The sequence below is a fragment of the Thalassomonas sp. RHCl1 genome (assembly GCF_947387555.1).
Classification (GTDB): Bacteria; Pseudomonadota; Gammaproteobacteria; order Enterobacterales; family Alteromonadaceae; genus Thalassomonas.
This window is the reverse complement of sequence record NZ_CANDNZ010000001.1, coordinates 976,753-989,829: the sequence shown is the minus strand read 5'-3', so window position 1 is coordinate 989,829 and position 13,077 is coordinate 976,753. Positions and strand designations below refer to the sequence as shown.

The 13,077-nt window shown below is 47.0% G+C and carries 12 protein-coding genes; 4 read left to right on the top strand and 8 right to left on the bottom strand.

What is annotated here, in order from left to right:
• Positions 1–133 precede the first annotated feature (133 nt).
• From pgi to QL234_RS04450, 3 genes are all read right to left on the bottom strand, one after another.
• Positions 134–1,768, bottom strand: coding sequence for a glucose-6-phosphate isomerase (pgi, locus tag QL234_RS04460; protein ID WP_281556634.1), 1,635 nt, complete (start codon positions 1,766–1,768; stop codon positions 134–136).
• A gap of 85 nt (positions 1,769–1,853) precedes the next feature.
• Complete coding sequence (gene galU / locus QL234_RS04455) at positions 1,854–2,750, bottom strand: UTP--glucose-1-phosphate uridylyltransferase GalU (RefSeq protein ID WP_281556633.1); 897 nt, start codon at positions 2,748–2,750, stop codon at positions 1,854–1,856.
• A 41-nt stretch (positions 2,751–2,791) separates the two neighbouring features.
• Complete coding sequence (locus QL234_RS04450; RefSeq protein WP_281556632.1) at positions 2,792–4,132, bottom strand: UDP-glucose/GDP-mannose dehydrogenase family protein; 1,341 nt, start codon at positions 4,130–4,132, stop codon at positions 2,792–2,794.
• 437 nt (positions 4,133–4,569) lie between these two features.
• Between QL234_RS04450 and QL234_RS04445 the strand changes: the two genes are divergently transcribed.
• From QL234_RS04445 to serA, 4 genes are all read left to right on the top strand, one after another.
• Positions 4,570–6,018, top strand: a complete 1,449-nt coding sequence (locus QL234_RS04445; protein ID WP_281556631.1) for a peptide MFS transporter — start codon at positions 4,570–4,572, stop codon at positions 6,016–6,018.
• Positions 6,019–6,177: 159 nt separating this feature from the next.
• Entirely contained in the window at positions 6,178–6,780 is a 603-nt protein-coding gene (locus tag QL234_RS04440; protein ID WP_281556630.1) for a 5-formyltetrahydrofolate cyclo-ligase, read from the top strand.
• 104 nt (positions 6,781–6,884) lie between these two features.
• Complete coding sequence (gene rpiA, locus QL234_RS04435; RefSeq protein WP_281556629.1) at positions 6,885–7,547, top strand: ribose-5-phosphate isomerase RpiA; 663 nt, start codon at positions 6,885–6,887, stop codon at positions 7,545–7,547.
• 94 nt (positions 7,548–7,641) lie between these two features.
• Positions 7,642–8,871 (top strand): phosphoglycerate dehydrogenase, encoded by a 1,230-nt coding sequence (gene serA / locus QL234_RS04430; protein WP_281556628.1) that lies wholly within the window; start codon positions 7,642–7,644, stop codon positions 8,869–8,871.
• 92 nt (positions 8,872–8,963) lie between these two features.
• On the opposite strand, the gene QL234_RS04425 is transcribed toward serA, so the two are convergent.
• The 5 genes from QL234_RS04425 to wecC all read right to left on the bottom strand — a co-directional run bounded on the left by QL234_RS04425 (position 8,964) and on the right by wecC (position 13,071).
• On the bottom strand, positions 8,964–9,422 hold the full coding sequence (locus tag QL234_RS04425) for a phosphatidylglycerophosphatase A (RefSeq protein WP_281556627.1): 459 nt from the start codon (positions 9,420–9,422) through the stop codon (positions 8,964–8,966).
• A 17-nt stretch (positions 9,423–9,439) separates the two neighbouring features.
• Positions 9,440–10,447 (bottom strand): thiamine-phosphate kinase, encoded by a 1,008-nt coding sequence (thiL, locus tag QL234_RS04420; protein WP_281556626.1) that lies wholly within the window; start codon positions 10,445–10,447, stop codon positions 9,440–9,442.
• 10 nt (positions 10,448–10,457) lie between these two features.
• Positions 10,458–10,874: a transcription antitermination factor NusB gene (nusB, locus tag QL234_RS04415; protein ID WP_281556625.1), complete on the bottom strand. Its 417-nt coding sequence runs from the start codon at positions 10,872–10,874 to the stop codon at positions 10,458–10,460.
• A 146-nt stretch (positions 10,875–11,020) separates the two neighbouring features.
• Positions 11,021–11,485 (bottom strand): 6,7-dimethyl-8-ribityllumazine synthase, encoded by a 465-nt coding sequence (gene ribE, locus QL234_RS04410; RefSeq protein WP_044830919.1) that lies wholly within the window; start codon positions 11,483–11,485, stop codon positions 11,021–11,023.
• Between the two features lie 302 nt (positions 11,486–11,787).
• A complete protein-coding gene (gene wecC / locus QL234_RS04405; protein WP_281556624.1) occupies positions 11,788–13,071 on the bottom strand; it encodes a UDP-N-acetyl-D-mannosamine dehydrogenase in 1,284 nt (427 codons plus the stop codon).
• Between the last annotated feature and the right edge of the window lie 6 nt (positions 13,072–13,077).

Sequence of the window (13,077 nt, the reverse complement as noted above, 5' to 3'; positions counted from 1 at the left end):
ACTGGCAATGGTTAAAACTAATGTCGCTATATTGACATAGAGTCGCCCAGGTATCCATATAGGAATATGCTTTTATATAACCAATTTGAATAATAAGCTAAGCTTACCCGCTAATAATTTATAAATAGCCGCATTAGCCGGTTTGAGTTGGCTTACTTTTATTAATAAAACGCTTGATCAGCATTTGACTGGAGCCGGACAGCTGCTCATTTTCATTGCCGGCCATTGCTGACAAGACGTCGCCCCCTAAGACTTTACCCAGTTCAACCCCCCATTGGTCAAATGAGTTAATTTGCCACATAGCGCCCTGGACAAATATTTTATGCTCGTACAAGGCCAGTAGCGCTCCCAGGGATTCAGGCGTTAACGCATCAAGCAACAAGGTATTACTCGGGGTATTGCCTTTCATGGTTTTATGGGGAGCAAGCCGGTCGATTTCTTCAGCACAAGCCCCTGCAACTTCGAGCTCGGCCCGGGCCTGAGTCAATGACTTACCCAGCATCAAAGCCTCACTTTGGGCAAAGCAGTTGGCCACCAGTACCTGGTGGTGGTGGTGGTAGTCACTTGCCCCTTGCAGGGCAACAATAAAATCACAGGGGATGATGTCCTGGCTTTGATGCATTAACTGCATAAAGGCATGCTGGCTGTTGGTGCCTTCCTGGCCAAAAACCACGGGGGCGGTTTGCCAGGCCAGTCCTTCTCCGGTGATTGATACCGACTTGCCGTTACTTTCCATATCCGTTTGCTGTAAATAACCGGGCAAGGCCCTTAAGGCATGATCATAAGGTAAAATAGCCAGGCTGGCATGATCAAGGAAATTACGATTCCAGATCCCCAGCATCGCCAGCAATACCGGCATATTCTCATTCAGGGGAGCCAGTTGGAAATGCTCATCCATGGCAAAGGCACCAGCTTTTAACCGGGAAAAGTTTTCCATTCCGATAGCCAAGGCCAAAGGTAAGCCCACCGCCGACCATAAGGAAAAACGTCCACCAACCCAATCCCACATCGGCAGGGTATGTTCTGGGCGGATACCAAATGCACTGACCTTATCAAGGTTAGTGCTGACTGCGAACCACTGACGGGCGATAATATCTTTATCGCCGCTTTGCTCTAACATCCAGGCTTTAACTGCGGCGGCATTGAGCATGGTTTCCTGAGTGATAAAGGTTTTAGAAATTACCACCACGGCCGTATTTTTAGCCGGTAACTTAGCCAGCTTTTCCACCAAGGCGCCACCGTCAATGTTAGCCAAAACCTCAACCTTTAACCCTGTGTTATGGAACGGCTCAAGCGCCGTCAGGGCTGTTTTAATACCATAATAAGAACCGCCTATCCCTATGGCTAAAATATGGCTGATCTTTTCACCATCGCCCGCAGATAACTCTCCGGAACATAGTCTATTTACTATATCTGCCATTTGCCATTCAGTCTCGACAAGCTCTTCAGCCACCTCTCCCAAAACCGCCTGTTGCACCTTAGCCGGCGCTCTGAGCACGGTATGCAGCACCGCACGCTTTTCGGTGACATTGATTTGCTTGCCGGTAAACATGTCAGCCACTTTTTCCTTAAGCAACTGGTTTTCAGCCCAACGGGCCAGGCTGTTAAGTTCACTTTGGGTGATATTTTGTTTGGAATAATCGAGAAACAGTCCACCGGCACTCAGGGAAAATTGTCCTGCTCTGTTCGGCTGCTCAAATAAAGCATGAATTTGACGCTGCTTGGCATTTTCAGCAAGAGAGCTAAGGTTTTTTATATCCTTATTCACAATTGACAGGCCTTGGTTTGATGACAACAAATATTCCATGCTGGAGCATGGAATATTTTAAAACATAATCGGGATAGAAATGGGGTTACAGCTTAAGGGCTTTCAGGAAATTTTTAAAACCATCCGCCAGTTCAGGGTGGCGTATGGCATATTCGACATTGGCCTGCATATAACCAAGCTTAGAGCCGCAATCATGAGATTTCCCCGTCATATGGAAAGCTTCAACCACTTCGACATTCATCAAGCTGGCAATGGCATCGGTTAACTGAATTTCATCACCGGCACCGGGTGGTGTTAACGCCAATAAATCCCAGATCTGGGCCGATAATACATAACGACCAACCACGGCCAGGTTAGAAGGCGCATCCTCAAGCGCGGGCTTTTCAACGACCGCTGTCATAATTTTTGACTCACCCGGAGTGAGTTGATGTCCTTCGCAATCTGCCACCCCATAATTGCTTACCAGCTCTTTTGGCACAGGTTCAACCATGATCTGGCTAAAACCTGACTCATTATAGCGAGATAACATTGCGGTCAGGTTTTCGGTTTTCAAATCGGCGCTGGCATCATCAAGGATCACATCCGGCAACACAACAACAAAAGGTTCGTCACCAACCAATGGCCGCGCTTTTAATACCGCATGCCCAAGTCCTTTGGCTTCTCCCTGACGAACATGCATAATGGTCACATCTTTCGGGCATATTGCCTGAATTTCGTCCAGCAACTGGCGTTTTACCCTGTTTTCCAGTGTCGTTTCCAGCTCGAATGATTTGTCAAAATGGTTTTCTATAGCATTCTTTGAAGAATGAGTGACCAGAACAATCTCTTTAATGCCGGCATCAACACATTCATTGACGATATACTGGATCAAAGGTTTATCGACTATCGGCAGCATCTCTTTTGGAATGGCTTTGGTGGCCGGCAACATGCGCGTACCTAACCCAGCAACGGGAATAACTGCTTTGGTGATTTTCTCAGACATCTAAGTCCCTTAAAAAGTAAAGATAGTGATATTATTAATTGTTAACCAGCTTGAACACTTTCACCACGGCCAATGCCGTAATAGGCAAAACCTTTATCCTTTAACAGCTTAGGATCATAAAGGTTTCTGCCATCAACAATAACGGGATGGGTCAGGCTTGAAGCGATCAAATCAAAATCCGGTGCGCGGAACTGGCTCCACTCAGTACAGATCACCAAGGCATCAGCACCTTTTAGAGCCGACTCTTTTGTGCCAACTAAGGCCAGTTCCTGGCTATCGCCATAAATACGCTGACACTCTTCCATGGCTTCAGGGTCAAAAGCCTGCACCTTAGCGCCCGCCTGCCACAGGGCTTCCATCAGTACCCTTGAAGAAGCTTCACGCATATCGTCGGTTTGCGGCTTAAAAGACAAGCCCCACAAAGCGATGGTTTTGCCTTTTAATTCCCCCTTAAAGTAATGACTTAAGTTTTTAAACAGTTTTTGTTTTTGTGCGGCGTTTACCGATTCAACCGCTTCCAGCAAGGCTGGCTGATATTCAATGCCATGGGCGGTACGCACCAATGCCTGGACATCCTTTGGGAAACAGGAGCCGCCATAACCACAACCGGGATAAATAAACTGATAACCGATACGGGTGTCAGAACCTATGCCGTGGCGTACCGCTTCAATATCCGCACCTAATAATTCTGCCAGATTAGACATTTCATTCATAAAGGAAATTTTAGTTGCCAACATACAGTTAGCGGCATATTTAGTCAGCTCGGCCGAGCGTACATCCATAAAGATCATACGATCATGGTTGCGATTAAAAGGCGCGTAAAGCTCAGTCATGATCTCACGAGCACTCTGACTGTCGGTACCGACCACAATGCGGTCCGGTTTCATACAATCATTCACTGCCGCCCCTTCCTTTAAAAATTCAGGGTTGGAAACGACATCGAAATCCAAACTGATATTACGTCCGGCCAGAACTTCGGTAATTTTCGCCGTAACTTTATCTGCCGTGCCCACAGGCACCGTAGACTTGTCGATAATAAATTTAGGCTCGCTCATATGACTGGCTATGGTTTTGGCCACCGCCAATACATATTTTAAATCTGCCGAACCGTCTTCATCCGGTGGTGTTCCTACGGCTATAAATTGAATATTGCCGTGTGCTACCCCAACGGCGGCGTCAGTGGTAAAACTTAATAGGCCATTTTTAGTGGTTTCTTCAACGATCGGGGTCAAACCAGGTTCATAAATTGGAATAATGCCCTTTTTTAAGTTATCTACCTTACTTTGATCAACATCTACACAAAGTACATCATGACCTACAGAGGCTAAAATAGCCGCCTGCACTAAGCCAACATAACCAATTCCGAATACGGTAACTTTCATTAAAATTCCTGCAAAATATCTGGGAGAGCGAAAAAGCTGAACAAAAAGTGATACCTGAAAAGAGATATTCAGCTTAGGTTTTCATCTGCCTCTTAAGAGGCGTATTATATCATTGAAAACAAAAAGACCAATGTGCAAGCCAATACTTTTTAGAGAAAAAATCTGTAAAAATGTCCAACAGATATTTTTAGCACCGTCTCAGGATAATAATTCCTTGGCCATATAAAGGTTACTAATATACGCACTTATTATATATTTTTTCACAGTTATCAACTGTTATTGTAGACATTGTCTCTTCCAACATGAAAATCATACAGTAATATTTCAACCGATAATTCAGTCCTATCACCGCTTAGCACTTGCGTTTAGGCGCCAGCACAGGTATAACACCGGCTGTACTTATTACATTAGAAAAATGTTTTGGAAAGGATAATTATATGAATAAACCTACGACGGGGACGTTTCTAGGTCACCCGAAAGGACTCTTCCTCTTATTCGGTACCGAAATGTGGGAACGTTTTGGTTATTACGGCATGCGTGCCCTGCTGGTACTGTATTTGGTGGCGACAGTCGAAAACGGCGGCTTTGGCTGGACAACCGGAGAGGCTTTAGGCTTATACGGTACCTTTACCATGGCGGTATATTTAACCCCTATGATAGGTGGCTGGTTAGCCGATAACTTTATCGGCCAGCGTAAAGCCATTATCCTTGGTGGCATACTGTTTTCCTTAGGTTACTTCACCTTAGGTATCCCAAAAACCATGATCACCGGCATGGAAGAGAACGTCTTCTATCTTGGTCTGATCCTCATCTGTTGCGGTAACGGTTTATTTAAAGCCAACGTTTCCAGCCTGGTAGGTGAACTCTATGAAGACGGCGATCATCGCCGTGACGGTGCTTTCACCATCTTTTATATGGGTATCAACTTAGGTGCCTTCTTATCGCCATTAATCGTTGGTTACTTAGGTGAGCAAGTTAACTGGCATTATGGCTTTATTGCTGCCGGTTGCGGTATGTTAATCGGTTTATTCCTGCAACTTAGCCTGGCTAATAAATATTTAGGCGATATCGGTGTGGTGCCTTCGGCGAAAAAAGCCGGTGCCGCCAATAAAGATGATCTCAAGGCAAGAGCCCTGACCCAAGAAGAAAAAGACCGTACTAAAGTTATCCTGATCATGAGTGTATTCTCGGTGATTTTCTGGGCCGGCTTTGAACAAGCGGGTGGTTTATTCAATATTTATGCTTCCCAGTTCACCGATCGTGATTTCATGGGCTTTGAAGTACCGGCTTCCTGGTTCCAGTCATTAAACGCCATGTTCATTATCCTGCTTGCCCCGGTTGTGGCCTCTATCTGGATCAAAATGGACACTAAAGAGCCGACCTCACCGGTGAAATTCGCCCTGGCCATGGTATTTTTGGCACTTGGCTTTTTCGTAATGGTTTGGGCAACTATGGTACAAGGTGGTGACACTTCAGTTAAAGTCAGCATGCTGTTCCTAGTTTTTGCTTACCTGTTCCATACGCTAGGCGAACTTTGCTTATCCCCTATCGGTTTATCCCTGGTATCAAAACTTGCTCCTGTTAAATTTACCTCGTTATTGATGGGTGCCTGGTTCTTCTTTACCGCCCTTTCCAATAAACTTGCCGCCTTTATCGGGCAGTTCGTCGGCGAAGGCGAAGAGCAGGTTGAAAATGCCGGTACCATCTTTATGTCTGTAGGTGGTGCAGCATTAGTGACTGCCGTGATTATTTTCTTAAGCGCAAATAAATTAGTTGCCTGGATGCACGGCGCCGAAGGTGATGATCACCACGATATGGAAGAGAAACTTGAAGAAGAGTTATCCGTGACAGGTACGCATGAAGCTATGCCTGAAAGCCATAACTAATTCTTAGTTTTACCCCGCAAAAAGAGCAGCTTTACGCTGCTCTTTTTTTGCCTGCTCTTAGCCAAATCATCGGCAATATTCCCTGTCTGAGACCAGCGCTTCTCTTAAGGGCTTGATTTTGATATAACAGCCATCTAATTCTTTTACCTTGGCAAAAACGTGACCCTTACCCGTCAGCAATTAAGACAACTGGTGCGTAAACGCAGGCAGGCCCTGACCCCAGAGCAACAACAACAAGCGGCCGAACGGCTATTGGAACAGTTAAGGCAACATCCGGTGATTAATAGCGCCGACAAACTTGCCATTTATCTGGCCAACGACAGTGAAATCAATACCCTGCCTTTTATCCACTGGTGCTGGCAGCAGGGAAAGGCTGTGTATTTACCGGTGCTGCATCCGTTTTCCAAGGGGCAATTATTATTCCTTCACTATGATCAGGACACGGCGATGACAGTGAATCATTTAGGCATCACAGAGCCGAAACTGGATTTGCAAAAAATTTGCCCCGTCGAGCAACTCGATGTCTTACTGACCCCCCTGGTTGCTTTTGATTTAAGCGGCGACCGCCTCGGCATGGGCGGCGGTTTTTATGACCGTACCCTGGAAAAATGGCACCGCCGCCACCGGAGCGGGGAAAGCACTAAACTACACCCTATCGGCCTGGCCCATGACTGCCAGCGGGTTGAAAAAATTCCGTCAGAATATTGGGATGTACCTATCCCGGAAATTATCACCCCGGGCAAAGTTTATCAGTGCGAGTAGCCTTTTTATAAAATGCCGGTAAAAAAAGCACAATTGCGACATTTGCACTGTTATAATCATGCGCAAAAATTTCCCCCTTCAGCACTACATATAGCAGGTTGATTATGACTCAAGATGAAATGAAAAAAGCGGCAGCGGTTAAAGCATTGGATTTTATCGACAATGATACCATTGTCGGCGTCGGTACCGGCAGCACGGTGAACCACTTTATCGATGCCCTGGCGACAATCAAAGAACGCATCCGCGGCGCGGTTTCCAGCTCAGAAGAGTCCACCAAACGTCTTGAAGCCCATGGCATCGAGGTCTTCGATTTAAACTCGGTTGATGTGCTTGACGTCTATATCGACGGCGCCGATGAGGTTACCGAGCACCTGCAAATGATCAAAGGCGGCGGCGCGGCCCTGACCCGGGAGAAGATTGTTGCTGCCGTAGCGAAAACCTTTATCTGTATAGCCGACGACTCCAAACAGGTGCCGGTATTAGGGCAGTTTCCCTTACCGGTTGAAGTCATCCCGATGGCGCGCAGCTATGTGGCCCGTGAGCTGGTCAAACTCGGCGGCGATCCCGTTTACCGTCAGGGGGTGATCACAGACAACGGCAATGTCATTCTCGATGTCCATAATATGAATTTAACAGCACCGTCTGAGATGGAAGATAAGATCAATGCCATCGTCGGCGTGGTCACCAACGGCTTATTTGCCCACCGCGGCGCCGATATTTTAGTGACCGGCACTAAAGCAGGCGTTAACGTCAGCAAATTGAATTAATGCCGGAGAAAAAAACACTTTAGAGTTTAAGCACTATATGCTAGTTTAGATATCTAGCCATCCATAATTATGTTTCAAGAGAATTAGTGTCATCATGAGCAAGACTTCCTTAGCGAAAGAAAAAATTAAGATCTTATTACTTGAAGGGGTGCATGAAAAAGCCCTGGAAGAATTGAAAACCAAAGGTTATAGCAATATTGAGTATCTTAAAACTTCCCTGAGTGAAGCCGATCTCATTGAGAAAATTAAAGATGTTCACTTTATCGGCATCCGCTCCCGCACCCAGCTCACCGAAAAGGTACTCAGCCATGCCAACAAGCTCGCCGCCATCGGCTGTTTCTGCATCGGCACCAACCAGGTTGAGCTGGCGGCGGCGCAAAAGCGCGGCATTCCGGTCTTTAACGCACCCTTCTCCAATACCCGCTCGGTGGCCGAGCTGGTATTGGGGGAAATTTTGTTGCTGCTGCGCGGTATCCCGGAAAAAAGCGCCCTGGCCCATCGTGGCGTATGGCATAAATCGGCAGTGGGCTCAGTGGAAGCCAGGGGCAAAACCCTGGGCATTATCGGCTACGGCCATATCGGCACCCAGCTGGGGATTTTAGCCGAAACCCTGGGTATGCGGGTGCGCTTCTATGATGTTGAAACCAAGTTGCCACTGGGTAATGCCAGCCAGGCCCCCAACTTAAGCAGTTTGTTACAGGAAGCCGATGTCATCAGCTTGCATGTGCCGGAAAACCGCCAGACACAAAATATGATCGCCGGCGCCGAGTTCAAGAAGATGAAGCCGGGCGCAATTTTAATCAACGCCTCCCGCGGCACCGTCGTGGATATTGATGCCCTGGCATCAGCTCTGGAAACGAAACACCTGGCAGGCGCCGCCATCGACGTTTTCCCGGTTGAGCCCAAAGGTAATGATGAAGAATTTATTTCTCCGTTGCGCGCCTTTGACAACGTCATTCTCACCCCCCATATCGGCGGCAGCACCAAAGAAGCCCAGCAAAATATCGGCATTGAAGTGGCCACTAAACTGGCGAAATACTCGGATAACGGTTCGACCCTATCCGCGGTCAATTTCCCTGAGGTTTCCCTGCCCGAGCATACCGGCACCAGCCGTTTGCTGCATATCCATAAAAACCAGCCGGGTGTGCTGACGCAAATTAACCAGGCGTTTGCCCAGCATAATATCAATATCGCCGCCCAGTACCTGCAAACCGATGAAGCAATTGGTTATGTGGTTATAGACATTGAAACCGAAGACAGTGAGCTGGCGCTAAAAGAGCTGAAACAGGTAGAAGGCACCCTTAAGGCCAGGGTTTTGCACTAATTTATCAAGGGTAAAGCCACAGACAAGCGATAAGCATTAAAAAAGGACCCTAAGGTCCTTTTTTAATGCGCTAAACAAAATTCTCACTAAAACTAGAAGAGCAGCTGCATGACGATTAAGGCAAAAACCCCCGCCAGCACATCATCAAGCATGATGCCAAAACCGCCGTGTATCTTCTTATCGGCGATGGAAATCGGCCAGGGTTTAAAAATATCAAGCAGGCGAAACAGTACAAAGCCTGTCACCACTGCCTGCCAGGATAAAGGCACCATAAACATAGTGATCAGGAAACCGACGATTTCATCCCAGACAATCGCCGGATGATCATGCACGCCGGCAGCGTCTGCCGCTTTTTGGCAGATATAAATGCCCGCCAGCGCCATCACAAGCGTTAACAGCGCATAGGCGACCAGAGGCAGGTAGAAGGCCATAAGCAGGTAAACCGGGATGGCGGCAATCGTGCCAAAGGTGCCTGGTGCTTTAGGGGCCAGACCCGAGCCAAAACCCAGCGCCAGGAACTGCACCGGATCCGCCAGAGTAAATTTTGCCATTGAATTATCTGCTGCCATTAACTTTGCGGATCTGATTGGTGAGCAGCCCCTTGATCACCCTCTTTACCAGAGAAGTGTTCAAAACCACGGGAGCTGATAGACACAGGCTTATTGTCCAATGTCGTGGTGATCTTTTCCGAGCCGTTGATCTGACCGATACAGGTGATATTAATACCGGCATGGGCAAGAGAGGTTTCCATGCCCACTTTGTTGTCTTCCGCCACAGTGAACAGCAATTCATAGTCATCACCGCCGGATAGTGCCAGCTCGATGGCCTGTTGCTGTTTCAGGGTATCTGTCATCACCTTAGACAGGGGTAAGGCATCAAGTACCAGGTTGGCGCCCACCTTAGAGGCCTGGCAAATATGCTGCAAGTCTGAAATCAGGCCATCTGACAAATCGATGGCTGAGGAGGCATATTCCTTCAAGGCCTGACCCGCCAACACGCGCGGTTTGGGGTAATTAAGCTTAGTCATCACCTGCTCGGTAAAGACCTCTTCAATCTTTACTTTGCCCTGCAGGTGTTTCAACGCCAGTGCCGCATCGCCGAGCTCACCGGTCACATAAAGCCAGTCACCCGATTTGGCGCCCGAGCGCAACAGATACTTATCTGCCGGCGTGATCCCCTGGGCGGTAACGGTAATACTTAACGGCCCCTGGGTGGTATCGCCGCCAATCAGCTGAACATTATAGTATTCGCATAACTCAAACACCCCGGCGCAGAATTCCTTTAACCAGGCTTCATCGGCTTCGGGCAACGTCAGCGCCAGCGATACCCAGGCAGGCTCTGCCCCCATCGCCGCCAGGTCTGACAGATTCACCGCTATTGCTTTGTGCCCTATGGCGCGTGGCTCGGTTTCCAGCGGGAAGTGCACACCGGCAACCAGGGTATCTGTGGTCACCGCGATATGCTGACGCTCTCCCGGTTGTATCAGGGCGCAATCATCGCCTATGCCTAGCAGCACGTCTTTACGCTTGACAATCTGCTCGGCAAAAAAGTGCTTTATCAGCTCGAACTCTTTCATGGGGAAATGATTACTCTTGTGGGCGGATAAGCTTTACCGCTTTATCCAGGACGCCATTGACAAACTTATGGCTGTCATCGGCGGCAAAAGATTTTGCCAGTTCAATCGCTTCATTGATCACCACTTTATAAGGAACGTCTGTCGAATCTTTCAGTTCATAAATGGCGGTGCGCAGGATAGACTTTTCAACCTGATCGATATCATCAAGCGGGCGGTCGACATGCGGAGAGATTGCTTCATCCAGGGTGCTGACATTGGCGGTTACGCCACGCAGCAACTGCTGGAAATAGTCAATATCAAAGCGGCGTGCTTTATTTTCTGTTAAAAAGCTGGCTTCGATATCGGCAACATCATTTTGGCTGATCTGCCATGAATAAACGGCTTGGATCGCCAATTCACGGGCTTTTCTTCTGGCTGAAGGTTTCACAATAATTTTCCGAAATAAAATTTACAAAACAAGGTATCGAAATTATGGATGTTTTACACAGACATTAACGGAAGCCTTATAAAAAAGGCTTCCGCAAGAGATCTCATTGATGCCGTTAAAACAAAAATAATTTCAATGTCACAAGATTATAGCTGAGATAAGACATTAACCATTTCTAACGCGCTCAGGGCGGCTTCGGCCCCTTTATTTCCGGCTTTGGTACCGGCGCGCTCTATGGCTTGTTCGATTGAGTCTGTGGTGATCACACCAAAAGCTACCGGCGTGGTAAATTCCATTGCCACTTGGGCCAAGCCCTTGTTACATTCACCGGCAACAAAATCAAAATGTGGGGTACCGCCGCGGATCACTGCCCCAATGGCGATAATCGCATCAAACTTACCGTTGGCGGCAATGCGTTTGGCCGCTACCGGTAATTCATAAGCACCCGGGACGCGAACAACAGTGATATCTTCGTCAGCCACATTGCCCTGACGCTTAAGTGCATCAATAGCACCTTCGAGTAAACTTTCAACAATAAAACTGTTAAAACGCGAGACAACAATCGCGTATTTTTTGCCTGGAGTAGCGAATGAACCTTCAATGATTTCCATGTATAAATCACCTGTTGATAAAAATTGCGGCAATTCTATCAAATAGCTTCTTATTTCGGTACTCGTTTATGGATTTTTTACCGTTGCAATCAAATTAAGACCCACAACAGCTTCAAGGGCTTTTGTTTATATGGCATTTTATTGCCTGACATTGTGATTTTTAGGGCAGACTAGAGAATGAGTACAAACAAATAAGCAGTCACCTGGCTCATTCTCTGTTGACATGCCCTATAAGCAATCATTGATAATATATAAAAGCTGATGTCTGTAATCAGCTTTTTCGCAGCATAGGCATGTATGAATTAAGAAATTAAACCAATAGTATCAATGCATAAGACTTCATCAAGATTGACATTCTTTAATTCGCCAAATTCTTTATGATTGACTAAAACCACAACAATATCAGCCTCTGATATTGCTTGCTCCAGCGACACTAGACTTACGTTATCGGTCAGCGAGTTTGGTAATTGACTGATATTAGGCTCAACCACCAATAATTCACCTTCAAACCATTGTCTGATATCCTGAGTAATACCAAGGGCCGGACTTTCTCTTAAATCATCAATATCAGGTTTAAACGCCAAGCCTAAACATGCAATCTTAGTCTCTTGTGATGTTTTATTTGCCTGAGAAACCAAATGCTCGGCAAGGGCCAGCTTTACTTTCTCTATAACCCATTTAGGTTTTCCGTCATTTATCTCTCTGGCCGTGCTAATCAAACGGGCTTGCTCCGGCGTTTTTGCGACAATAAACCAAGGGTCGACCGCAATACAATGTCCGCCAACACCGGGACCCGGTTGCAAGATATTCACCCTCGGGTGTCGGTTCGCCAAAGCGATCAATTCCCAGACATTAATATCAAGGCGATCACAGATCAATGATAATTCGTTGGCAAAGGCAATACTGACATCACGCGAGGCATTTTCTGTCAACTTGGCCATTTCAGCAGTGCGTGCATTGGTAATAATACATTCTCCCTGAACGAATATTTTATATAGCTGAGATGCCCGCTCCGAACATCGGGAACTTATTCCACCAATCACACGATCGTTTTCAACCAACTCCCTAACAACATGCCCAGGTAAAACACGCTCCGGGCAGTGGGCAATATTAACATCGGCAGCAGAACCAACACTTTGAGGAAATGTCAAATCAGGTCTTTCTTCAAACAGCCATTGCGCGACTAATTCTGTTGCACCAACCGGCGAAGTGGACTCGAGTATCACAAGATCGCCTTTTTTGATCACTTTGGCAATGGCCCGAGTGGCCGATTCAATATAACTCAGATCCGGCTGGTGATGATCCCCGGAACCGTGACCGACCGCAAAAGGAGTCGGCACAGCAATCAAAAAAGCATCAGCAGGCTCAGGTACCAACGCTGCTTTTAAATACCCCTGATTAACACTGGCATGCACCAGCATGTCTAGCTCAGGTTCAACAATATGGATTTCACCGCGATTAATGGTATCTACGGCATGCGGATTAACATCAACACCGATGACATTAACTTTACGCGAAGCAAACATGGCTGCCGTCGGCAGTCCGATATAACCTAAACCAATAACGGAAATGGTTTCAAAAGACATATATTT